Genomic DNA, 23,500 nt, shown 5'->3' with positions numbered 1-23,500 from the left:
CCGAGGGGAAAGCGCCCCGCCGCCTCTTCCCCCGCTGCACCCCCGCACCCGGGACCTCCGCTTCCGGCACTGCCGCCGCTGGGCCCGTCGGCTCCTCCGCTTCCGGTCTCTCGGCCGCAGAACGCGCCGGCTCCTCCGCCGCCGGCGCTTCGGCCTCCAGTGCCTCCGCCTCGGGTTTCTCCGCCGCAGGGTCCGTCGGCTCCTCCGCCGCCGGCACCCTTGGCACAGGGCCCGTAGGCGTCACGGCTGCAGGGCCTGCAGGCGCCTTCGCCGTAGGGACCACCGGCACCGCTGCCGCGGGTTCCGCTGGCGCGGAACACGGGCCGGGACCGGGTACCGCGTCAGGGCCAGGAGCCTTGCCGAAGCCGAGACGCGGCACGGGCCTGAGCGCCGAGCCAGACGCTAGAACCGGCACAGGCGCAGGCCCCGCGTCCGGGACAGGCCCCACGTCCGGGGCGGGCCTCGGGTCCGAGGCAGGCCCCACGTCGGGGGCCGGTGCCGCCCAGGGCGCGGCACCCGGGCCAGGCGCGACAGGCGCGCCGGGCGCGTCGGGGTCTGGGGCTGGGACGGGAGTCCTGTCCCGGCTGCTGCGCGCCGTGGGGCTGGGAGCCGGGCCGGGTGCGGGACCCGGCTCGGGCTCGGGCCCCGCACCCGGGACAGGCGTGGCAGGCACGCTGGGGGCGAAAGAGGCACCCGGTTTGCGAGGGACACCGCGCTCAGGGGCACCGGGCGCGGCAGGGCCGCCGGGCGCGGGCGGCGGGCCGGGCGGTGGTGCCGGTGTGCAGGCGGGGTGGGTCGCCGGGCACCTGCCCAGCTCGTTGCCGCCCCGGTCGCGGCGCTCCGCCACGGGCTCCCCCTACGCGGGTGCGTCGCCTCTGGGGTCGGCCGGTGCAGGCGGGACGTCGGCGGGGGCCTCGCCTGCGGGCCAGTACCCCACGGGGCCGTACGCGACGGGAACCGCGCCTTCGTGGGCGGCCCCCTCGGCGGCCGGAGCAGGGGCGGCCGGAGCAGGGGCCGGGGTAGGCGCGGCGGGGTCAGGTGCAGGCGGACCGGGTGCGGCCGGGTCAGGTGCAGGTGGGTCAGGTGCAGGCGGACCGGGTGCGGCCGGGCCAGGTGCAGGTGGGTCAGGTGCAGGCGGACCAGGTGCGGGCGGGGTAGGCATGGCCGGGACAGGCGGTCAGGCCGGTCCTGCGGCTCCGGGCCGGGGACGGGGGCTGGCGGCGGCAGCACTGGTGGCCGTGCTCGCCGGAGCCGCAGCAGGCGGGGCCGCAGCGGTCCTGGCGGGGACGCGACCGGTGGAGGAGCCGGCGGCCCCGGCGGCGCTGCCGAGGGTGGCGCCCGCACCGTCCACACCCCCGACGGGGCTGAGCGCGACGGCGGCCCGCGTGCTGCCCAGCGTGGTCTCGATCGAGACGCGCACCGCGGGCGGCTCCGGCTTCGTCGTGGACGACCGCGGCCACATTCTCACCAACGCCCACGTGGTCGCGGGCAACACCCGGGTGACGGTGGTGCTCTCCGATGGCAGACGCCTGACGGCCAGGGTGGCGGGCGCGGACGGCGACGAGGACCTGGCCGTCCTGGAGGTGGACTACCCGGGCGAGCTGACGCCTGCGACGCTGGGCCGTTCGTCCGACCTGTCGGTGGGCGACCAGGTGCTGGCGATCGGCTCGCCGCTGGGCCTGTCGGGCACGGTGACGGCCGGCATCGTGAGCGCCCTCGACCGGGAGGTACGCCTCGGCAGCGCCCGCCGTACGGCGGTGCAGACCGACGCCTCCATCAACCCCGGCAACTCGGGCGGCCCGCTGGTGAACGCCCGAGGCGAGGTCGTCGGCGTGAACACGGCGATCGCTGCGGGCAGGGGCGGAGGCAACATCGGCATCGGGTTCGCCATCCCGATCGACAGGGCGGCGCCGATCGCTGAACGCATCATCCGAAATTAGGGTTCAAAGTATGCGACTGCTGGTGGTGGAGGACGAAGAGGACCTGGTCGACGCGATGCGCGTCGGCCTGGTCCGGGCCGGGTACGCGGTGGACGTCGCCTACGATGCCCCGGCCGCGCATGAGAGGCTGCAGGTCAACACCTACGACCTGGTGCTGCTCGACTTGAACCTGCCGGGCGGCGACGGTTTCGAGCTGTGCCGGTCGCTGCGCGCCGCGGGCAAGGGCGTGCGGATCATCATGGTGACCGCCCGCGACCGGCTGGACGACCGGGTCAGAGGTCTCGACGAGGGCGCCGACGACTACCTGGTCAAGCCGTTCGCGTTCCCCGAGCTGCTGGCCAGGGTGCGGGCGCTGCTGCGCAGGGACATCACGGGCGGCACGTCGGTGCTCCAGGTGGGCGGCCTGCGGATCGACACCGCCCGGCTCGAGGTGACGCTGAACGGCCGGGCATTGGCGCTCACGCCCAAGGAGTACGGCGTGCTGCACTACCTGATGACCAGGCCGGGACACGTCGTCTCCACGGAGGAGCTGCTCGAACACGTCTGGGACGAGCACGCCGACCCGTTCACCAACACCGTCCGGGTCACGGTCGGCAACCTGCGGCGCAAGCTCCAGGAGGACGGCCTGATCGAGACCGTGATCAGCCGGGGTTACCGGCTCAAGGAGCCCGTGTCGTGATCCACACCATCCGCTTCCGCCTGACGGTGCTCTACTCGGGCCTGCTGTTCGTGCTGGCCGCGCTGGTGCTCGGCGGCATCTATTTCGCCGTGTCGAAGACGACGCAGGAGCGGCCGATCACGACGCAGTACGCCAAGGCCTACAGCGGCAACCAGTACCTGGGCAGGCGTGAAGTGGTGTTCGTGGAGGAGGTCGAGAACGCGGTCAACGTCGCGACGCTGGCGACGCTGCGCGAGTACTCGCTGCTCACCCTGGCCGGCCTGTACGTCGCCAGCCTCGGCATCGGCTGGGTGCTGTCCGGCCGGGTGCTGCGGCCGGTGCGGTCGATCACCCGTACGGCGGAGGAGATCCAGGCCACCGATTTGACGCGGCGCATCAGGTTGCGCGGCCCGCGCGACGAGCTGAAGGACCTGGCCGACACCATCGACACGATGCTCGACCGGCTGGAGGAGGCGTTCAGCGCGCAGCGGCAGCTCATCGACGACGCCTCGCACGAGCTGCGCAACCCGCTGACCATCATCAGGGCGAACGTGGACGCCGTGCTCGCCTCTCCCGACGCCAGCGAGGAGGAGCGGGCACGGGCGGTGGCCATCGTGGACCGCGCGACCACCCGGATGACGACGCTGGTGGAGGACCTGCTGGCCACGGCCAGGCGGCAGGGCACGGCGTTCGCGGACACGGATCTCGACCTGGCGACGGTGGCGGGGGAGGCGTGCGAGGAGTACACCGCTCCCGCGGCCGCCCGCGACGTGACGATCGTCCGCGAGCTCGGCAGCGGCCTCGGCATGATCGGCGACGCCGACGCGCTGCGGCGTGCGGTGGCGAATCTGCTGTCGAACGCCGTTCGTTTCTCCCCGTCCGGCGGCACGGTCAGGGTGGGCGCGGGCCGCATGGGCGGCTGGTTGTGGGCGGCGGTCCGCGACGACGGCCCCGGGCTGCGGGAGGCGGATCAGCAGCGGGTGTTCGACCGGTTCTGGCGCGGCGAGTCCAGCCGCCGCGACCGGCACACCGGGCTGGGGCTGGCGATCGTACGGCAGATCGTGGAGTCGCACGGGGGCCGCGTGGCGGTCTTCTCCCGGCTCGGCCAGGGCGCCACGTTCGTGCTCTGGCTCCCGCCCAGCGAGGGCGCCGGAGACGCGCCCCCTGAGACGAACCCGCTGGCGCGCTCTGTGGCCTGAGACGGGACAGGGCCGGCGCGGGACCCGACCTGAGGGTCACGCGCCGGCCCTTTCGTGTGTACGGACGCGCCCAGGCCCGGGGTGACCGCCGCGTTCCCGACATGGCTTAGCAGGCCGACGAGCCTTTGTGCCGGGTGGTGACGAGCGCCTTCCAGTAGCAGTGTGACCTGTTTCTCATCCGCCACTCGCCTTTCTCAAGAATTGGTGTAAACCAATTGGTCTAATCCAATTCTTCGGCTATGACCCTTCAAATTGGATTAGACCTGTCATACCGTGTTTACCAGCACAAACGACGACTTAACGGAGGGGTGCAGTTTCATCATCAATTTCACCGGTAGAGTCCGGTTCAGAGGCGTTCGATTGGAGCTGTGGTGGCCAAGTACGTTTACGATTTCACCGAGGGCAACAGGAATCTCAAAGATCTTCTCGGCGGTAAGGGCGCCAACCTCGCCGAAATGACGAACCTCGGGCTGCCCGTTCCCCCCGGATTCACGATCACCACCGACGCGTGCCGCCACTACCTGGCGGAAGGCTCCCTGCCCGACGGCCTGGAAGAGGAGGTCGCCGAGCATCTCGCGGCGCTGGAGTCCCGGATGGGCAGGAAGCTCGGACAGGCCGACGACCCGCTGCTGGTGAGCGTACGTTCAGGGGCGAAGTTCTCCATGCCCGGGATGATGGAGACCGTACTCAACATCGGGCTCAACGACGAGTCGGTGCACGGCCTCGCCAAGCAGTCGGGCGGCAACGACCGTTTCGCCTGGGATTCCTACCGCAGGCTCATCCAGATGTTCGGCAAGACCGTGCTCGGCATCGACGGCGACCTGTTCGAGAACGCGCTCGACAGGCTGAAGGGCCGCCGCCAGGACACCGACCTGGACGCCGGCGAGCTGCAGCGGCTCGTGGAGACGTACAAGGGCATTGTGCGCGAGCAGACCGGAAAGGACTTCCCGTCCGACCCGCGCGAGCAGATGCGGCTGGCCGTCATGGCGGTCTTCGACTCCTGGAACGCGCCGCGCGCCATTCTCTACCGCCGCCAGGAGCGCATCCCCGCCGACCTCGGCACCGCCGTCAACATCATGGCGATGGTCTTCGGCAACTACGGCGACGACTCCGGCACCGGCGTCGCCTTCACCCGCGACCCCGGCTCGGGCCGGCAGGGCGTGTACGGCGACTACCTGCAGAACGCCCAGGGCGAGGACGTGGTGGCCGGCATCCGCAACACCATGCCCCTGCAGGAACTCGAACGCATCGACCCGAACTCCTACCGCGAGCTCCTCGGCATCATGGAGACGCTGGAGAACCACTACCGGGACCTGTGCGACATCGAGTTCACCATCGAGCGCGGCAAGCTGTGGATGCTGCAGACGCGGGTGGGCAAGCGCACGGCCGCGGCGGCGTTCTGCATCGCCACGCAGCTCGTCGACCAGGGCCTGATCACGATGGACGAGGCCGTCACCCGCGTCACCGGCGACCAGCTCGCGCAGCTCATGTTCCCCCGCTTCGACAGCGGCGCGGAGAGGCAGCGGATCGCCAAGGGCATGAACGCCTCTCCCGGCGCCGCGGTCGGCAAGGCGGTCTTCTCGTCGGAGCGCGCCGTCGAGCTGGCCGGGCAGGGTGAGGACGTCATCCTGGTACGCCGCGAGACCAACCCCGACGACCTGTCCGGCATGATCGCCGCGAAGGGCGTCCTGACCAGCCGCGGCGGCAAGACCTCGCACGCCGCCGTGGTGGCCCGCGGCATGGGCAAGACGTGCGTGTGCGGGGCCGAGGAGCTGGAGGTGCAGACCGCCGAGCGGCGCTTCACCGCCCCCGGCGGCGTGGTGGTCGCCGAAGGCGACGTCATCTCCATCGACGGCACCACCGGCGAGGTGTTCCTCGGCGAGGTCCCGGTCGTGCCGTCGGCCGTGGTCGAGTACTTCGAGGGCGACGCCGAACCGGCGGACGACCTGGTGAAGGCCGTGGACCGCATCATGCGGCACGCCGACGGCGCCCGCAGGCTCCGGGTGCGCGCCAACGCCGACACCCCCGAGGACGCCGCCCGCGCCCGCCGCTTCGGCGCTCAGGGCATCGGGCTCTGCCGTACCGAGCACATGTTCCTCGGTGAGCGGCGGCAGCTCGTGGAGGACCTGGTGCTCGCCACCACCGACGAGGAGCGCCAGGCCGCGCTCGACGCGCTGGAGCCGCTGCAGAAGGCCGACTTCATCGGCATCTTCCGCGCCATGGACGGCGCCCCCGTGACCATCAGGCTCATCGATCCGCCGCTGCACGAGTTCCTGCCCGACCTGGTGGAGCTGTCGGTCAAGGCCGCCACCCAGGAGGCCACCGAGAAGGATCGCCGCCTGCTCAGCGCCGTCAAGCGCCTGCACGAGCAGAACCCGATGCTGGGCCTGCGCGGCGTGCGCCTCGGCCTGGTCATCCCCGGCCTGTTCGCGATGCAGGTCAGGGCCATCGCCCAGGCCGCCAAGGAGGTGCCTGGCGCGCGTCCCGAGATCATGATCCCGCTGGTGGCGACCGTCCAGGAGCTGGAGTCCGTACGGGAGGAGGCCGTCAAGATCCTCGCGGAGACCGGCGTGGACGCGCTCATCGGCACCATGATCGAGGTGCCGAGGGCAGCGCTCACCGCGGGCCAGATCGCCGAGTCCGCCGAGTTCTTCTCCTTCGGCACCAACGACCTGACCCAGATGACGTGGGGCTTCTCCCGCGACGACGTCGAGTCGTCGTTCTTCCACCGCTATCTCGACCTCGGCATCTTCGGGGTGTCGCCGTTCGAGAGCATCGACAGGGACGGCGTCGGGCGGCTCATCGAGATCGCCGTGGCCGAGGGCCGGGCCGCCCGGCCGGATCTGCACCTCGGCATCTGCGGCGAGCACGGCGGCGACCCCGACTCGGTGCACTTCTGCCACGATGTGGGCCTCGACTACGTCTCCTGCTCGCCGTTCCGCATCCCGGTGGCGCGGCTGGAGGCGGGGCGCGCGGCGCTGTCCGAAAGCGACTCCGACACCCGCTGAACCGCTGAGACCACTGGCGTCGGCGCCCGAATCCCCGGCGGGCGCCGACGCCGGTCCCGCCCATCCCCCTTCAAGAGCCAGCCCGGCTGTCACGTTCTGCTGTGCCGAGTGGGGAGGTGTCACAGCGAGGCGAGGAAGTCCTCGAGGACTCTGTTGTACTCGTCCGGCCGTTCCATATTCGGGTAGTGGCCGGCGTTCTCGATCGTCACCGAGCGCCCGCCGGCGGCCGTGGTGGCGAGCCGTTCGGCCATCGCGATGTGGCCGGGGGAGTCCAGCGCGCCGTGCACGGCCAGCACGGGCACGCGGATCGAGCCGATCCGCCGCCAGGTGTCGGTCACGGGCACGACGTGGTCCGGCTCGCCCACGGCATGCTTGCTCATCGTGCCGCGCGCCATCGCGCGCAGCCGCCGCACCACCTCGGGGTCGAGGCCGGCGGGGTCGCGGCCAGGGCCGATGCCGAGCGTCAGGTGCCCTTCGACCGAGCCCTCAAGGTCGCCCGCGGCCATCGCGCCGTGCCAGGCGGCCAGCGCCCGCAGGGTCCACGGGTCCTCGAAGCACGGCTCGCTCGTCCCCGCCCCCGTCACCACCAGGGCCCGCACCAGGTCGGGGTGCTCGAGGGCCGTGTCCACCGCGAGTCCCGCCCCCATGGAGACTCCCACCAGCACGGCCGGCCCCGTGCCGAGGTGGCGCAGCAGGGCGGCGAGGTCGTCGGTCAGCCGGTACGGCCCGTCGGCGTTGGGTGAGCGGCCGTGGCCGCGCGCGTCGTACGCGATGACCCGGTGGCGCTCGGAGAGCACCGGGATCTGGTCGTCCCACATCGTGTGGTCGAGGAAGCCGCCGTGCAGCAGGACGACGGGCATGCCGGTGCCACGCTCGATCCAGAACAGACCCATCATGACAACCAAGGTGTCATGTTCGCGTGAGAATGACAACTAAGGTGTCATATCGCCGGGTGAAGGCGTTCGGGATGACAACTGAGGTGTCATGATGGGAGGGTGAGTGAGGCGGCACGGCAGCCGGTGACCGACCGGCTCACCGAGGTCTTCGACCTGGTGGGCCCCCTCCACCGGCGCGCCCAGCGCAAGGTGGAGCAGGATGCGCCCATCGAGGGCCTGTCGGTCGGAGTGCGGGCGGTGCTCAACATGCTGCGTGACCTCGGCCCCATGACCGTCCCGCAGATGGGGCGGGCGCAGGCGCTGAGCCGCCAGTTCGTACAGCGCATGACCAACGACGCGATGGCGCGTGGGCTGGTCGAGACGGTGCCCAACCCGGCGCACAAGCGCTCGTCGCTGATCCGGCTGACCGGCAAGGGGCGGGCCGCCATCGACGCGGTGATCGCGCGCGAACGCGCGGTGCTGCGGCAGGTGGGCGCCGACCTGACCGAGGCCGAGGTCGATGCCTGCCTGCGCGTGCTCTCGCGGCTGCTCAGGCTGCTCGACGACGTCGACGTGGACTGAGCGGGCCGCAGGGGGTCACGTTCGTACAGGCTCGTCGTCCCAGACGAGGGGCGTCGTCGTGCCGGTGGCCCAGTCGTGGCGCAGGATCGCGTACGCGATGCAGGCGTGCACCGACCCGTCGGGAGACGGCCACGCCTCGCGGTAGTGGGCCTCCTTGATGTAGCCGCACGCGCGGAAGACGGCCCGCATCGCCGCGTTGTCGCCGCGGGTCTGCCCCTCCACCCGCCGGATCTCCGGGAACTCGTTGAACAGGTACTCCGTCAGCCAGCGCACCGCCGCCTTGCCGAGCCCGCGTCCCCGCCACTTGGAGCTGATCCGCAGGTCGAACATGGGCGTGGGGTCGGTGAGGTCGGTCAGCCTGATCAGCCCCGCTCGTTCGCCGTCGGCGATCAGCCAGAACGTACGGTTGTCGGCGTCGTCGTAGACACCGGACGCCACCCGCTGCCTGATCGCGTCGGGCTCTGGGACGCTGGCGTGGAACGGCCACGGGCTGGACATCAGGAAATCGACCAGCTTCTCGTTGTCCTCTGGTGCCAGCCGCTTGTATTCGATCTGCACCTGGCCATCGTCATGACCGGCCGTACGCGCGGTCAACCGGATAAATCCGGCCAGAACCGTACGGACGCGGCCATCAGGCGGGCGCGCCGCCCCCGGAGAAGAAGGGCGGCGCGCGGCGTGCGAGGTCAGCTCAGGATCGGGCAGGCCGGGCAGCAGCGCGTACTCGCCGGCGGGCAGGCGGCGGGGAGGCGGGCAGTGTGACGGTCCGGTCGACTCCCCGCTGAGGTCAGGCGTCGTCCGAAGGGACCACGAGCCGCATCGCCGCCCGGTCGTTCCCGCCGACGATCACCGCGCCAGGCCGCGCCTGCGACACCCACGTGTCGGGCATGACGGACGGCGCGAGCACCCGATCGTAGGGCGCCCGCTCCGGGCACCCGCGCGCCGGGTCGCCGACGATCAGGTGGGGGCGCACTCCGGCGGCCACCAGGTTCCGCCACGCGTCCTCGGCCACCGCCGCGTCGCCCTCGACCGACGTCACGCTGCCCGACTCGCCCGTCAGCCGGCACAGCAGCGCGGTGATCCAGCCGCTGCCCGTGCCCACCTCGAGGATCCGCTGACCGGGCTGCGGATCGAGCAGTTCGAGCAGGTCGACGACACAGCTCGGGGCGAGCATCACGCAGCGGTAGGAGCTCGAGCCCTTGGGGCTCGGCGTGGCGATCGGCCGTCCGGAGTAGACGGCGTCCCACCAGGCGGTCGGATCGTCGTCGCGGTCGATCGGCCGCGCGCCGTCGTCTTCGAGCACCAGCCCGCGTGAGGGAACGAACCAGTGGCGCGGCACCTTGCGCAGCGCCTGCTCGATCGCGCCCGTCGCGCGCGGCCGGCGCTCGGCGATGGCCGCGAGCATCTCCTCCAGGCGCCAGGCGATGTGCGGAAGCATCGCCCGGGCCCCGCCGTCCTGCCTGCTCACATGGCCTCCTCCAGGCCGTCCGTATGCTAACGGTGACCGTAAGGCCACGGATCGCAACCTGGCAAGGGATCGGCGATTTTTCGGGGCGATCTCCGTCGAGGTCCGGTGTCGCAGCGGGTGCAGGGGCGGTGCCGGGGCCGCTACCGGGGCGCTGCCGGGGTGATGTGAGGGCCGCTACCGAGGCGCTGCCGGGGCAGGCGCCGGTGCCGCTATGGGGCGCTGCCAGGCCGGTGGCGTGCGGCGGCGGGGTCAGTGCAGGGCGGCCGGGCGGGGCTCCTCGATCGGCACGTAGTCGTGGCGCATGCCGTGGTCGCCGAGCCACTGCCGCAGCCCGGGCACCGCCGCCGGGTTGGCCGCGACCTGGGCGGCGTACTCCGACAGCGCCACCTCCTCGCCGTCGTCGTAAAGCAGTCGCGCGGGCCCCGACCACGACAGCGTCCACTTGGCCTGGCCGAGCTGGATCAGCACCGCCTCGAGCGCCTGGCCGAGCACCCCGGCGAGCAGCGTCGGCGACGGGTTCCAGCCCTGCTCGAGCAGCTTGGCCTCGAGCTCGGCCTGCCGCCCGCGGGCGATCGCCTCGAACGCCGCGTCCAGGTACGGCCGCGAGGCCCCCATCACCTGCTGGCCCGCGATCGCCAGGTCGTGCAGGGCCTCGGCGTTGCGCGCCGCGTACATGCCGTGCGCGACCAGCTCCTCCCACGGCACCGGGCGCAGCGTCATCAGCGCCTCAGGGCTCCACATCGACTGCTCGACGGCCTGCACCGCCACGTTGGGATCGACGAGCAGCGTCAGCGCCGAGCGCGGGTCCGGCACCTGCTGCGGTTCGGGCAGGTGCTCGATGGCCGCGAGGCGCTCGGCCAGGCTCGGGTGGGAGTCGTACGGCGAGACCTCCTCGGGCTGCTCGGCAAGCTTGGCGATCTGCGCCTGCCGCTCGGGGTCGCTCATCAGCGCGTGGAACCCGCCGAACACGGACGCCGGCCTGGCGCCGCCCGCCCCGGTCAGGACGAGGTAGTTCTCGGCGTACAGCGCCCAGCCCGCCGCCGTCGCGTGGATCTTGCGCAGCGCGCCCGCCATGGCCTGCCGGCCGCCGATCGCCACCGCGAACCGGTCGGCCTCCAGCTCCTGCTTGCGCGAGACGGCCTGGGAGATGCGCAGGTAGAGCTTGGCGTACCAGGTGAACAGGCGCTGCACGAACGGGTGGTTCTGCAGGCCCTGGACGGTCGCGATCAGCGAGACCCTGCCGCGGTAGACCGGCGCGCCCAGCCGGGTGTGCGCGCCGCTGTAGTGGCCCAGCTCGTGCCCGAGCACCGCGCGCAGCTCGTCCACGGTGAGCGTCTGCAACAGCGGCAGGCCGATGAACATCCGCCGCTTGGTCGCCTTCATGCCGAGGAACTTGGTGTCCTCCGACACCGCCGCGTTCACCTCGGGGACCAGCCGGATCTCGTCCGGCGGCGCCGTACGGACGCGCTGGGCCAGCTCCTCGACCGTCTGCCACAGCACCGGCTCGTGCTCGCGGCCCACCGCCACGCCCGGCTGCTCGCCCCCGCGGCGGCGGCTGACCATCACCAGCGCGCGTACGAGAGCGCCCGCCGCCAGCGTCAGCACGACCGCGAACTTGACCAGATTGGTGTGGAAGTCCACGAAAAGCAGCACGTCGAAGAAGACGGCGGCTGCCAGAATGAGGCCGACCAGCACGTAGAAGCCGGCGAGCAGGGTGAAGGCCAACACCGCTCGGAATGCTGTCGTCATGGGGGAGGGCTCCCGGGGAAGGGGTTCTCGCGAGGCTTGACACTAGCGGAGAGACGAAACTGGAGAAAATCACCGCACATATGGCGTACTACGACGAGCACGACCAGGAGCGTTGGGTTCCCGAGCCACCCGGCAATCCTCAGCGTTCCGCCTTCGAACGGGACAGAGCTCGCGTGCTGCACAGCGCCGCGCTACGCAGGCTGGCCGCCAAGACGCAGGTCGTCGGCCCCGTCGAGACGCTCGGCGGCGGCCAGCACATCCCGCGCACCCGCCTCACGCACTCGCTCGAATGCGCCCAGGTGGGCCGCGAGATGGGCGCCACGCTCGGCGTCGATCCCGACCTGGTGGAGACCGCCTGCCTGGCGCACGACCTCGGGCACCCGCCGTTCGGGCACAACGGAGAGGTCGCGCTCAACGCGCTCGCCGCCTCATGCGGCGGCTTCGAGGGCAACGCGCAGAGCCTGCGCCTGCTCACCAGGCTGGAGGCCAAGGTGCTCACCGAGGACGGCCGCAGCGCCGGGCTCAACCTCACCCGCGCCGCGCTCGACGCCTCCATCAAGTACCCCTGGACGTGCGACAAGTCGCCCAAGTTCGGCGTCTACCACGACGACCTGCCGGTGTTCGAGTGGATCAGGCAGGGCGCGCCCGATGGCCGGGTGAGCTTCGAGGCGCAGATCATGGACTGGGCCGATGACGTCGCCTACTCCGTACACGACCTGGAGGACGCCCTGCACTCGGGGCACGTCACCCCCGAGGCGCTGCGGTCGCGCCGGGAGCGCGCCGACGTCTGCGAGACCACCCGCACCTGGTACGCCCCCGGAGCCGACCTCAACGAGCTGGAGGAGGTCTTCGCCAAGCTGATCGACGACCCGCTGTGGCCCCGCCACTTCGCGGCCACGCTCGCCGACCTGGCCGGGCTGAAGGCGCTGACCAGCGGTCTCATCGGCCGCTTCTGCCGCTCTGCGCAGGCTGCCACCAAGGAGGTGCACGGGGCGCGGCACCGCGCCGACCTCGTCGTGCCGCGCGCCACCCGGCTGGAGTGCGCGCTGCTCAAGGGCGTCACCGCGCACTACGTGATGGCCACCGAGTTCCACCACGCCAACCAGGCCAGGCAGCGCGACCTCATCACCGAGCTGGCCTCACTGATCACGCTCGGCGCGCCGGAGACGCTGGAGCCCGCCTTCAGGCCCGCGTTCATCGAGGCGCCCGACGACCCGGCCCGCATACGCGTGGTGATCGACCAGATCGCCTCGCTCACCGACACCTCGGCCGTCGCCTGGCACCGCCGCCTCTCGCGCTGACCGCTCAGGCCGTCGCCTTGCGCCGCCGCCTTTCACGCTGACCGCGCGAGGCTCAGACGGCCATCCGCCTCAAGAAGCGGTCGTCGGGTTGAGCGTGACGATCTCCTCCTCGCGCGGCTTGCGCTTCTTGGGCTTGCTCGTCGGCTTCGGGGTGCTGGACGTCGTCGTCTGCACCGGCGCCACCACCTTGCCGACGCACTGCACGGTGCAGGGCGGGGTCTCGCCCAGCTTCTTGCGCAGCTTCAGCGTCTCCTCGCGGGGCGAGAGCGTGCGGTTGCCCTTACGCCAGGCGTCGAGGTAGTCCCACGGCTTGACCATGCCCCTGCGCACCCACCAGTAGGCCGGGCCGGTCTTCCACGAGATCGCGAAGTAGAGGTTGGCCCCGGTGTCGCGGGCGTTGCCCGACCTGCCCACCTTCCCCAGCACCTGGCCGCCCTTGACCTTCGTGCCGGGCTTGATCCCGTCGGCGACGGAGGAGAGGTGGCCGCCGAGGTAGCGCACGCCGTCGGCCCCGATGATCGTGACGAACTTGCCCTCGCGCGCCGCCCCCGCGTCCGTGGCGGGCGACCAGTTGTCGGTGAGGTTGACCTCGTCGACCACGCCGTCCAAGGGCGCGACGAACGAGCAGCCCTCCTTGGCCCAGATCGTCGTCTTGGGCAGCACCAGGAGTTTGCGCTGGTAGCTGACCTTACAGCCCTTCACGGGGAAGGTGTAGGTGTACTTCGACAGCTTCGGCGGCGGCACCTTGACCGGGTCGTCGCCCTTGGGTCGCTCGGCCGCCTGGTGCTCCGGGGTCGGAGCGGGGCTCGCCGTCGGCGTCGGCTCGGCCGCCGTCCCTCCGGCGGGGCCCGATGCGGGAACGGTGGCGGGAGGCGTGGCCGAGCGGCCCACGCCGACTCCCGCGAGGCCAGTGGCCTGGGTGCAGGCACCGGTCAGCAGCACGGCGCCCGTGACGGCCGCCCAACGTCCGATAAGCCCCGATCGCATGTTCTCCACCCGTGTCACCGTTTCCACCGACAACCTTTACCTTTGTAGCCGACCGGGAGCCCCCGCATTGCCGCTTTCCCCCTTTAGCAGCCGCGTGGTGACCCTCCGCTACCTCCCCGTTTCCCGCGCCGTGAACACCCGTGATCTGCCATGCCGGGGACACCCGCACTCCCATGTCAGGGCGGCCCACTCCCCATGCCGGGGACACCCACGACGAGCAGAACCGTCGGTGGGGCGGAATAGACTTCCCGGCGTGGCTGGCCGGATCCGTGACGTCGACATCGCGCTCGTGCGCGAGCGCTCTCCCATCGCCGATGTGATCGGCGAGCACATCCAGTTGCGCAACGCCGGGGGCGGCAATCTCAAGGGGTTGTGCCCGTTCCACGACGAGAAGACGCCGTCGTTCAACGTCACGCCCGAGCGGGGCATGTTCTTCTGCTTCGGCTGCGGCGAGGGCGGCGACGTGATCACGTTCGTCGAGAAGATCGAGCACCTTTCGTTCACGGAGGCCGTCGAGCGGCTCGCCCAGCGGGCCGGCATCCAGCTCCAGTACGAGCAGGGCGGCTACGTCCCCAGGCGCGACCACGGCGAGCGCGCCCGCCTCATCGAGGCCCACCGCATCGCCGCCGAGTTCTACGCCGAGAAGCTCATGAGCCCCGAGGCGGCTCCGGGGCGGCGCTTCCTGTCCGAGCGCGGCTTCGAGCGTGCCGACGCCGAGAAGTTCGGTGTCGGGTACGCGCCGGCCGAGTGGGAGGCGCTGACCCGCCACCTCCTGGGCCGCGGATTCACCGTCGACGAGCTGGTGAAGGGCGGCCTGGCCAGGGAGGGCAGGCGCGGGCCCATCGACCGGTTCAGGGGCCGGCTGATCTGGCCGATTCGGGACGCCACGGGCGATGTGATCGGTTTCGGCGCACGTAAGTTGCTCGATTCCGATGATGGCCCGAAATATCTCAATACACCTGACTCGCCGCTTTACAAGAAGAGCCAGGTCCTTTATGGAATCGATCTTGCAAAGCGCGAGATCTCCAAGCGCGCGCAGGCCGTGATCGTCGAGGGCTACACCGATGTGATGGCCTGCCATCTCGCCGGCGTGCCCACCGCCGTGGCCACGTGCGGCACCTCGTTCGGCGAAGAGCACATCAAGGTTTTGCGGCGTTTCCTGCTCGACCAGGCCGAGTTCCGCGGCGAGGTGATCTTCACTTTCGACGGCGACGAGGCGGGTCAAAAAGCGGCGCTGCGGGCGTTCGCCGACGAGCAGAAATTCGTCACGCAGACGTACGTCGCGGTGCAGAGCGACGGGCTCGACCCGTGCGACCTGCGCGTCAAGCAGGGCGACGCGGCCGTGCGCGACCTCATCGCGAGCCGCGAGCCGCTGTTCCAGTTCGCGATCAAGAGCACGATCTCCCGCTACGACCTGCGCAGCAACGAAGGCAAGATCGCCGCGCTCGACGCCGCCGCGCCCATCGTGGCCGGCATCAAGGACGCCGGGCTGCGCAAGCGCTACGCCATCGACCTCGACCGCTGGCTCGGGTTCATGGACGAACGCTTCGTCATGCAGCGCATCTCCGAGGTCTCCGGCGCCCAGCAGGGCCGCCGCAGGCGCGCACCGCAGGCGGCGCCCGTCGATCCGAGCGCGCGGGTCGAGGGCGAGCTGCTCAAGCTCGCCGTGCAGCGGCCCGCGCTGCTCGGGCCGCGCTTCGACGCGCTGGAGGCCGACGCGTTCACCACGCCCGAGCACGCGGCGCTCCACCGCGTCATCATGGCCGCCGGCGGCGTCGTCTCGGCCGGCCACGGCGGCCGCGAGTGGGTCGACCGGCTCATGGAGCACGCCCACGAGGAGGGCACGCGGGCGCTGGTCACCCGCTTCGCCGTCGAGCCCATCCACGCCGACGCCCACGCCGAGGAGCGCTACGCCAACGACATCATGGCCGCCGCCGAGGCGATGCCGGTCGACCGCGCCATCGCCCAGGTCAAGTCCCGCATCCAGCGGCTCAACCCGGTGGAGGAGCAGCAGGAGTACAACAAGCTGTTCGGCGAGCTGGTAGCACTGGAACAACGCCGCCGCGTCCTCCGCGACCGCCTCGCCGGCGGCTGACCCGCTTCGGCCGCCGCGCACCGGCCTCTTGCGGCGGCTGACCACCACAACGACGGCGTCCCCCGGAACGGAGCAGGCTCACTGTGGCCTGTGGCCTGTGGCCTGAGGACGGGCCGATCCCGGCGGCCGCCTGCTTCGGCCACGGAGCCCCGCTTCCGGGGCCTCGCGACGGCTGCCCCGTGGGGCCTGTGGCCTGGGCAACGGACCACTTCCGGCGGCTTCCTGCCCCGGCCGCGAGGCGCCGCTTACCGGCGCCTCGCGGCGGTTGCTCACGGCTGACCTGCGGGACTGTCCTACGGGCGGATGAGGGGCCTGCTCGCCGCCCGCGCGACGGCCCCCGCAGGCGAGCGTTCACCGCCATGTGCGGCGGTGTCGCGGGCGGCTGAGCCGGTCCTGCCCGCGGGCCTACCCTGTGGCCGGTGCGGGTGCCCTGTGGGCGGTTGAGGGTTCTCGTATGCGGCGCTGATGCGTGGCAGGTGGGCCGCCTGAGCGGCTCCAGCGCGCCGCTGTGGGCGATCCGGCCACCTGAGCAGCCCCAGCCCGCATCCTTGCACGGCAGCCGAGCAGGGCGCCCGGACACCGTTGCCCACGGCCTGCGCGCCAGCCTCGTGAGCGGCTGAGCGTGGCGTCCTGCTCCCCGTTCGCCGTGTCGCCACCGGTCACCCGCGACGCGTGTGCGGACAGCCGTCTGAGCGGGCCCGGCGGCAGCGTCGCGCGATGCGGCCACCCGAGCGCCCCCATCGCGCACGGTCGGCGCGACCGCCTAGCGGGACGGCCGAACCGCTCTGGCACCTGCACTGGGCAGCGGCTTCGTGGGCGGCTGAGCGCCCCGACGGCAGCTCTCGCGGCTGCTCGGCGGGCGGGCGAAAGCCTCACCGGCAGCGATGCGCGCCTGCTCGACGGGCGGGCGAAAGCCTCACCGGCAGCGATGCGCGCCTGCTCGGCGGGTGGACGCAAGCTCCCACCGGCAGCGCTGGGCGGTTGCCTGACGGGGCGTGAGCGCAGCATTCGCAGCCTGTGCGACCGTCGTGCGGGCGGCCCTGCCACGCCCCGTCCCGTCCCGCCAGCCCGTGCCTGGCCATGTGCGGGGCCCCGCTCGCCCATTCCGGGCGAGTGCGCCGCGTGCGGGGGTCCCTGAGCATCCCGGGCCGCCCTCCGAGCCGTCCCGCGCGGCGTTTCGAGGGGGCTGAACGGTGTTCAGAGTCGTCGCTCAGGTAACAGTTTTGCAGCGGGCTTGGCAGCGAAACCGGGTGGTTGACCAGGAAACTTGGCGCGGTCCAATGCTGGACAAAGCAGGCGTGCAACGGGGAAGAAGGCAGCGAAAGAGATGCGTCCGGCCAGACGTCGTCGCCGGGCGCGTGATTCCCAGACCGCGTAATTGACTTTACTTTCCTGATCAAACTCGGGCCAAACCTTATTGCGATCTCAATTCGGCAAAGACGATCGTCTTACCTTCGGTGACAAAAATGGGTCTGCCATTTGATGGAACCAATACTGCAGACTGTCCTTCGTGGGTGCATCGGTGCTGCCAAGTGGACCGCCATCCGTAGATCAGGTGGCGGACCTCGTCGCGAAAGGAAGGGAGCGCGGGAGCGTAACCGTCGATGACGTCGCAGCCGCGCTTGACCGATCCGAGCTGCCGTCCGACGCGCTGGAACGCGTCGTGCGCATGCTCGCCGAGAACGGCGTGGAGGTCCTCGAGCCACAGGGCGACGAGGAATCCACCCGCGCCGATGAGGAGGACGTAGGCAAGCGGGCGCCGACCAGCGATCTCGTCCGTATCTACCTGCGGGAGATCGGCCGGGTGCCCCTGCTGACCGCTGAGGAGGAGGTGGAGCTCGCCAAGTCGATCGAAGCCGGCCTGTTCGCCGAGGACAAGCTGGCGAACGGGGTCTCGCCTCTGGCCTTCCCTGAGTTCAGGGAGCTGGTCTGGCAGGGCACGCGGGCCAAACAGCGGCTGATCGAGGCCAACCTCAGGCTCGTGGTGTCCATCGCCAAGCGGTACGTGGGCCGCGGCATGCTGTTCCTGGACCTGATCCAGGAGGGCAACCTCGGTCTGATCCGGGCGGTCGAGAAGTTCGACTACACCAAGGGCTACAAGTTCTCCACGTACGCCACCTGGTGGATCCGTCAGGCGATCACCCGGGCCATCGCGGACCAGGCGCGGACCATCCGCATCCCCGTGCACATGGTGGAGACCATCAACAAGCTGGTCAGAGTGCAACGCCAGCTGCACCAGGATCTCGGTCGCGAGCCGGTGCCCGAGGAGATCGCCAAGGAGATGGACCTCCCGGTCGATCGGGTGGTCGAGATCCAGCGCATCGCCCAGGAGCCCGTGTCGCTGCAGTCGCCGATCGGCGAGGAGGACTCCGACCTCGGTGACTTCATCGAGGACGCCGACGCGGTCGTGCCGATGGAGGCCGCTGCCTTCATCATGCTGCAGGACCAGCTCGACGACATCCTCGCCACGCTCTCCGACCGGGAGCAGCGCATCATCCAGCTCCGCTTCGGCCTGGCCGACGGGCATCCGCGCACCCTGGAGGAGGTGGGCAGGGAGTTCGGCGTCACGCGGGAGCGCATCCGCCAGATCGAGTCGAAGACGCTGGCCAAGCTGCGCCACCCGACGCGCGCGCAGATGTTGCGGGACTACCTGGACTGATCAGGGACGACGGGGGACGGCCACGGCCGTCCCCTTTCCCCTGCCCCCTACATCTTCGAGCCCGTTACGAGCAGCCCTCGAACTGGGGCACGGCGACGGTGTCCAGGGGCAGTGACCCGCCGAACCACTTCTTCAGCAGCTTCTCGGCCGTCCCGTCCTGGTACATCTCGGTGATCGCGCGGTTGACCTCCTCGCAGCCCGCCACGTCGTCCTTCCGCAGCCCCACGCCGGTGCGCTGCTCGTTGAACTGGGCGTTGTTCAGCGTCAGCCCCGAGCCGTCCTGCTTGGCCAGCCCGGCCAGGATGACGTCGTTGGTGGTGACGGCGTCCACCTGGCGGTTCTTCAGCGCCGCCAGGCACTGGGCGTAGTCGCGCACCGGCACCACCTGCGCCTTCACCCCGCGCTCGTCCACGACCCGCTGGGCCGCGTTCGCGCCCTGCACCTCGCAGATCCGGCGCCCCTCCAGCTCGCGCACGTCGCCGATCCGTTCGCCCGGCCTGGTCAGGATGTCCTGGTACGAGATGTGGTACGGCCCCGCGAACAGCACCCGCTGCTTGCGGTCCTGATCGATCGTGAACGTGGCCAGCACCATGTCGGCCCGCCCGTCGGCGAGCACCTTCTCCCGGTCGGCGGCCAGCACGCCGCGGAAGGTGAACTCCTTGTCCAGCTTCCCGGCGATGTAGGCGGCCACGTCCACGTCGAAGCCCTCGAACGTGCCCTTCGCACGCTCGAACCCGACCGACGGCAGGTCGGAGCGCACCCCGATGACCAGCCGGTCCTTGTCGAGGATCGACTCCCGCCCGTCCGCAGCGCAGCCCGAGACCGCCACCGAGGCCAGGAGCAGCGCCACCGTCAGCACTCGCTTCATCGGTACTCCTTGAGTCGTGGCCACACCCCGGCGATCACCAGCAGCCCGATCGCGCCGATGGCGTAGGGGAGCAGCCGCCACAGGTCGTCGAGCGCGCCCTCGCCCTGCGCGGTGGCCCGTGCGAGCACCCCCTGGTGGGTGCCGGCCAGCGCCTTCAGCGCGTCGTCGTAGGCGGTGAACGCGCCCGTGACGGGCCCGATCCTGGCGGCGACGGCCTCGTTCGTCCGCTTCTCGTCGACCAGCGCGCGGAACTTCTCGTCCTCCGTCTGGAACGCCTGGTACGCGCGGAAGACCGCATGCCCCTGAGAGCCGACGAGCTCGGGCCCCAGCATGCCGAGGAAGTTCGTGGAACCCGCGGTCACCTGGTCGTGGTAGGCGTCCAGGTTGCCGACGTCGTAGAAGACGAGCGACAGCGACTTGTCGAAGTACGTGTGCTTGTAGGTGTCGGCGCGCTCCTCGTCCAGCAGAGCGCGGCTCTGGTCGCCCTGCATGCTGTTGCTGATCGCCCGCGCCTTGGCCAGCGTCAGCACCGAGTCGAACCCCGTGTTCTTGGCGGTGCGCAGCGCCTGCTCGTCCTGGCCGAGCACGTGCACGCCGAACCCCAGCGCCACCGCCGTCGTCACGGTCGCCACCACCAGGGCGGGCCCGAACACGCGGCGGAAGCGGCGCGCCAGGAACACCTGGAGCCAGATCAGGCAGCCCAGCGCGATCAGCCCGGTCACCACGACGACGGCCCGCCACAGCGGCACCCACAACGCCTTCTCGTCGTAGGTGGCGCGCACGATCGTGCCGTTCTCCAGCGTCAGGTTGTACGCCTGCGGCAGCAGCACCTGCCGCATGAGGTCGGTGGCCTCCCGATAGGTCCGCACCACCTCCTCGGGCGGCGGTCCCGCCGCGTGCCCCGCCTTCTCGTCGAGCAGCAGCGCCTGACCGGCGAGCATGTCGTAGCGGCCGAGACCGTCGAGTATGGACCGCACGGTCGTGCGCTCGGCCTCGTCGTCGAGCGACAGCTCGTACGCCTTCAGCAGCGCCGCTCCCGCCTCGGCCCGCCGCTTGTCGTAGGCCTTCGTGGCCTCCTGCCGCTGCTGCGGGTAGTCCTTGCCCATCACCAGCGCGTTCGCGACCTGCGCGTCCATGTCGCTGAGCGCCAGGTAGAGCCCGGCGGTGGCGACGACCTGCGGGCCGGCGTCGCGGCCGATCACCCGCAGCCCCTCGCGGGCACTGGAGCCGCCGGCGGCGAGCGCGGCGAACAGCAGAGCCAGCGACACGATCGTGACGCCGGTGATGAGGCGGATCCGGCCGGGGACGCTGCGCCGGCGCGCGGGCGGGGGAGCGGCGGGTGCCCGGGTGACGGCGCCCGCCGGGGTCTGCACCATCGTCATGGCGTGCCCTCCCTGATGGTGATGACCGTCCAGGCGCCCAGGTGGATGCGGTCGCCGGGGCCGACCCTGGTCGGCACGTTGGTCTGCAGCGTGCGGCCGTTGACCTGGGTGCCGTTGGAGGAGCCCGGATCCACCAGCAGCCACCCGCCGTCGGGCTGCGCGAGCAGCACCGCGTGCAGGTGGGAGACGCCGGGGTCCTCGGGCGGCCCGGTCAAATCGATCTCGGGCGTGATGTTCCTGGCCCTGCTGCGCCGCCCGATGCGCACCTGCTCGCCCAGCAGCGGGAAGGAACGCTCGGGACAGTACGGCGGGAACTGCATCGCGGCGGCGTCCGGCCCGCCCTCGGCGATGACCTTGTCGAAGTACGCCCGGTCGGCGGCGGCGACGGCCTCCCACCGCACGCCGGTCACGGGGACGGGGGCCGGCGTGGCGCCGGTGAAGTCGTGGCCGCACACCTCGCAGAACTGCCCCGCCCTGGGCGTCTGGCAGATCGGGCAGTTCTCGGCCGGCTGCGCCTGCGTCTCAGGCTGGGGAGCTTGGGCTCGGGGCTGGGGCCGCGACACCGGCCGGGCCGGCGGGGCCATCTGGATGCCGCAGACGTCGCAGTAGTCGTCGGCCCCCGACGCGTGTCCCTGCGGGCAGGTCGCCATCAGCTTCCCTCCTTCCGCAGCCGGCTGGTGCGCACCGACCCGGTGTCCAGCTCGATCTCGTCGGCCTTGTCCACGTGGCGCCGCAGCCGCGCCGTGCCGGTGGCCGGATCGACCTCCACCACCTTCTCCAGCAGCCGCGCGGTGTCCTCGCGGCCCGACTCCTCGGCCAGCCGGTGCGCCTTGGCCAGGCGCGCGGTGGCGGTGTCGGCGTCGCCCATCGCGCGGGCGCTCAACCCCTCCTGGATCAGGTCGTGCAGCTCGGCCTGGCCCGTGTAGTGGGCGACCTTGCGGTTGATCTGGGTGGACGCCGCCAGGTCGTCGGTCCACTGCGCCAGCACGTTGCCGCTGGCCAGGACCTCCTGGGTGTCGGGGCGTACCAGCTTGACCCAGCCCGCCCGGATCTCCTGGCCGATCTGCCCCTGCGGCACCTCGACGCAGATGTGGTACTCGCGCTCCTCCTGCCCCCACGAGCCGGTCGGGTAGTCGCCGGTCAGCGGGTTGACGTCGGTGCGCTTGCCGGTCAGGTCGAGCAGCGTGGGCGAGACCTGCTTGACGAACTTCAGCCGCGCCGCCTGCGGCGTCCACACCCGCAGCGACAGCTCCGCCACGGTCTTGCTCATCGACGCCTGCGTCAGCCTGCGGAAGTACTCCGGCAGGTCCTCTTGGTTGCGTACGAAGTCGAACGTGCCCAGCATCGCCTCGGCCACCTTGCGCAGCTCGGCCGGCACCCAGTCGTCGCCCACGCCCAGGCTGTCCACCACGAACTTGCCGCTCCAGGCCGCCAGCACGTTGGCGAAGGTGTCCTCGCCCTCGTTGTTCTGCCCGTCGGTCATCAGCAGCGCGTGTTTGATCGCCGAGGGGTGCGCGGTCAGCAGGTGACCCGCCATCTTGATCCACGCGCCGATCGCGGTGCCGCCGTGCGCGGTCAGCTTGGAGATGGCCCGTTCGGCCTCGGCCCTGGTCGCCGGGTTCGCCACGGCCAGGCCGTCGCGGCTCGTGGGATAGACGACCCTGGCCCGGTTCGTTCCCGAGATCACCGCGAAGTGCACGCCGTCGCGCAGCGTCTGCACCGCCGTCGTCGCCGCCATCCTGGCCTCGCGGATCTTGCTGCCGCTCATCGAGCCCGACGTGTCCACGATGATCACCTCGGCCGCCTCCGTCGAGGCCGCCTGGACGGTCGCCGCCCCCGTCGCGCTGACGGTCAGGATCGCGTGCACCTCGCGGCCATCGAGAGGGAGGTACTTGTTCTGGTCGATGGTCAGCGTGAAGGCAGGCTGGTCACTCATGAGCCTCTCCTAGGGGGATCACGACGATGGTCACGTTGTCCTGGCCACCGGAGTCGAGCGCGTGGCGCAGCATCTCGCGCGCCATCTCGACCGGGGTGCCGGACGCGGGGAAGGCGTAGCCCTCCAGGTAGCGCCACAGGCCGTCGCTGCACACCAGCAGCAGGCCGGGCCTGGGCGGGGTGAGGGTGCGGACGTGCGGCGCCGCGCCGTCGGCGTCGGCGCCGAGCCAGGCGGTGATCTCGCCGGTCGCCACCACGTCGTCCTCGGTCAGCAGCTCGCCGCCGGGCAGCAGGTACGCCCGCGTGTCGCCGGCCCACGCCAGCCGCACGCGTCCGCCTGGCTCGGCCACGGCCGAGACGTACGTACAGGCGGGCGCGTCGTCCAGCGAGGTCGCCAGCTTGGCCACCGCCCGCCCGGCCAGCGCGAACGCCTCCTCCTCCGGCAGCCCCCTGGCGAGCGCCGCCGCCGCGGTCTCGACGGCCACCGCGGACGCCTCGTCGGCGCGGGGCGAGCTGCCCACGCCGTCGCACACCACGGTCACCACCGAGCCGCCCGCCTCCAGCAGCGTCACCGCGTCCTCGTTGCGGGCCCGCCGCAGCCCCTTGTCGGTCAAAGCGGCGGCGCCGCCCGGCAGCACCAGCTCGGCGTGGTCGCGTCCGGTCGGCTGGCGCAGCCCGCACCGCTCGCAGTAGCCGTCGGCGTCCACCGCCGCCGCCCCGCACGAGGCGCAGGTGGGCGAGCCCAGCGGATGCCCGCACGCCTCGCAGTAGGAGTCGCCGGGCATGACGGACATGTC

18 protein-coding genes are annotated in these 23,500 nt (G+C 71.5%); 8 read left to right on the top strand and 10 right to left on the bottom strand.

Annotation, left to right across the window (positions count from 1 at the left end; translation table 11 throughout):
- The first annotated feature begins 1,295 nt into the window (after window positions 1–1,295).
- The 4 genes from AB0K67_RS11580 to ppdK all read left to right on the top strand — a co-directional run bounded on the left by AB0K67_RS11580 (window position 1,296) and on the right by ppdK (window position 6,805).
- Complete coding sequence (locus AB0K67_RS11580; RefSeq protein ID WP_364056759.1) at window positions 1,296–1,940, top strand: trypsin-like peptidase domain-containing protein; 645 nt, start codon at window positions 1,296–1,298, stop codon at window positions 1,938–1,940.
- Window positions 1,941–1,950: 10 nt separating this feature from the next.
- Complete coding sequence (locus AB0K67_RS11575) at window positions 1,951–2,619, top strand: response regulator transcription factor (protein ID WP_364056756.1); 669 nt, start codon at window positions 1,951–1,953, stop codon at window positions 2,617–2,619.
- Window positions 2,616–3,797: a HAMP domain-containing sensor histidine kinase gene (locus AB0K67_RS11570; protein WP_364056753.1), complete on the top strand. Its 1,182-nt coding sequence runs from the start codon at window positions 2,616–2,618 to the stop codon at window positions 3,795–3,797. The genes AB0K67_RS11575 and AB0K67_RS11570 overlap by 4 nt, the downstream gene beginning before the upstream one ends.
- Before the next feature lie 371 nt (window positions 3,798–4,168).
- Window positions 4,169–6,805 carry a pyruvate, phosphate dikinase gene (gene ppdK / locus AB0K67_RS11565; RefSeq protein ID WP_364056750.1) on the top strand — a complete coding sequence of 879 codons (2,637 nt, stop codon included), beginning with the start codon at window positions 4,169–4,171 and terminating at the stop codon, window positions 6,803–6,805.
- A 119-nt stretch (window positions 6,806–6,924) separates the two neighbouring features.
- Here ppdK and AB0K67_RS11560 read toward each other — a convergent pair whose 3' ends face one another.
- On the bottom strand, window positions 6,925–7,701 hold the full coding sequence (locus AB0K67_RS11560) for an alpha/beta hydrolase (RefSeq protein WP_364056747.1): 777 nt from the start codon (window positions 7,699–7,701) through the stop codon (window positions 6,925–6,927).
- Between the two features lie 99 nt (window positions 7,702–7,800).
- Between AB0K67_RS11560 and AB0K67_RS11555 the strand changes: the two genes are divergently transcribed.
- Complete coding sequence (locus tag AB0K67_RS11555) at window positions 7,801–8,262, top strand: MarR family winged helix-turn-helix transcriptional regulator (RefSeq protein ID WP_364056744.1); 462 nt, start codon at window positions 7,801–7,803, stop codon at window positions 8,260–8,262.
- Between the two features lie 15 nt (window positions 8,263–8,277).
- Here AB0K67_RS11555 and AB0K67_RS11550 read toward each other — a convergent pair whose 3' ends face one another.
- The 3 genes from AB0K67_RS11550 to AB0K67_RS11540 form a co-directional block, all read right to left on the bottom strand.
- Window positions 8,278–8,820 carry a GNAT family protein gene (locus AB0K67_RS11550; protein ID WP_364056741.1) on the bottom strand — a complete coding sequence of 181 codons (543 nt, stop codon included), beginning with the start codon at window positions 8,818–8,820 and terminating at the stop codon, window positions 8,278–8,280.
- Window positions 8,821–9,046: 226 nt separating this feature from the next.
- Complete coding sequence (locus AB0K67_RS11545; protein ID WP_364056738.1) at window positions 9,047–9,727, bottom strand: hypothetical protein; 681 nt, start codon at window positions 9,725–9,727, stop codon at window positions 9,047–9,049.
- Window positions 9,728–9,976: 249 nt separating this feature from the next.
- The gene (locus AB0K67_RS11540) at window positions 9,977–11,455 is read right to left on the bottom strand and encodes a M48 family metallopeptidase (protein ID WP_364056735.1); all 1,479 of its coding nucleotides are present in this window, start codon (window positions 11,453–11,455) and stop codon (window positions 9,977–9,979) included.
- 101 nt (window positions 11,456–11,556) lie between these two features.
- Here AB0K67_RS11540 and AB0K67_RS11535 point away from each other — a divergent pair, with 101 nt between their 5' ends.
- Window positions 11,557–12,777 carry a deoxyguanosinetriphosphate triphosphohydrolase gene (locus tag AB0K67_RS11535; protein WP_364056732.1) on the top strand — a complete coding sequence of 407 codons (1,221 nt, stop codon included), beginning with the start codon at window positions 11,557–11,559 and terminating at the stop codon, window positions 12,775–12,777.
- 69 nt (window positions 12,778–12,846) lie between these two features.
- On the opposite strand, the gene AB0K67_RS11530 is transcribed toward AB0K67_RS11535, so the two are convergent.
- Window positions 12,847–13,764 (bottom strand): peptidoglycan DD-metalloendopeptidase family protein, encoded by a 918-nt coding sequence (locus AB0K67_RS11530; protein ID WP_364056729.1) that lies wholly within the window; start codon window positions 13,762–13,764, stop codon window positions 12,847–12,849.
- 253 nt (window positions 13,765–14,017) lie between these two features.
- Here AB0K67_RS11530 and dnaG point away from each other — a divergent pair, with 253 nt between their 5' ends.
- Both dnaG and rpoD read left to right on the top strand, forming a co-directional pair.
- Window positions 14,018–15,859, top strand: coding sequence for a DNA primase (gene dnaG / locus AB0K67_RS11525; protein ID WP_364056726.1), 1,842 nt, complete (start codon window positions 14,018–14,020; stop codon window positions 15,857–15,859).
- 1,522 nt (window positions 15,860–17,381) lie between these two features.
- Complete coding sequence (gene rpoD, locus AB0K67_RS11520) at window positions 17,382–18,518, top strand: RNA polymerase sigma factor RpoD (protein ID WP_364057542.1); 1,137 nt, start codon at window positions 17,382–17,384, stop codon at window positions 18,516–18,518.
- Between the two features lie 64 nt (window positions 18,519–18,582).
- On the opposite strand, the gene AB0K67_RS11515 is transcribed toward rpoD, so the two are convergent.
- From AB0K67_RS11515 to AB0K67_RS11495, 5 genes are read right to left on the bottom strand one after another with little or no spacing between them, the layout of a single operon-like run.
- Window positions 18,583–19,386, bottom strand: a complete 804-nt coding sequence (locus AB0K67_RS11515; RefSeq protein WP_364056723.1) for a transporter substrate-binding domain-containing protein — start codon at window positions 19,384–19,386, stop codon at window positions 18,583–18,585.
- A complete protein-coding gene (locus tag AB0K67_RS11510) occupies window positions 19,383–20,768 on the bottom strand; it encodes a hypothetical protein (RefSeq protein WP_364056720.1) in 1,386 nt (461 codons plus the stop codon). The genes AB0K67_RS11515 and AB0K67_RS11510 overlap by 4 nt, the downstream gene beginning before the upstream one ends.
- The gene (locus AB0K67_RS11505; RefSeq protein WP_364056717.1) at window positions 20,765–21,418 is read right to left on the bottom strand and encodes an FHA domain-containing protein; all 654 of its coding nucleotides are present in this window, start codon (window positions 21,416–21,418) and stop codon (window positions 20,765–20,767) included. Before AB0K67_RS11505 ends, AB0K67_RS11510 begins: the two co-directional genes overlap by 4 nt.
- The gene (locus AB0K67_RS11500; RefSeq protein ID WP_364056714.1) at window positions 21,418–22,704 is read right to left on the bottom strand and encodes a VWA domain-containing protein; all 1,287 of its coding nucleotides are present in this window, start codon (window positions 22,702–22,704) and stop codon (window positions 21,418–21,420) included. The genes AB0K67_RS11505 and AB0K67_RS11500 overlap by 1 nt, the downstream gene beginning before the upstream one ends.
- Window positions 22,697–23,497, bottom strand: coding sequence for a protein phosphatase 2C domain-containing protein (locus AB0K67_RS11495; protein ID WP_364056711.1), 801 nt, complete (start codon window positions 23,495–23,497; stop codon window positions 22,697–22,699). Before AB0K67_RS11495 ends, AB0K67_RS11500 begins: the two co-directional genes overlap by 8 nt.
- Window positions 23,498–23,500 lie beyond the last annotated feature (3 nt).

It is taken from the genome of Nonomuraea sp. NPDC052634, assembly GCF_040678535.1.
Taxonomy (GTDB): Bacteria; Actinomycetota; Actinomycetes; order Streptosporangiales; family Streptosporangiaceae; genus Nonomuraea; species Nonomuraea fastidiosa.
The sequence above is the reverse complement of the archived record's forward strand: the minus strand, read 5'-3'. Positions and strand labels throughout refer to the sequence as shown.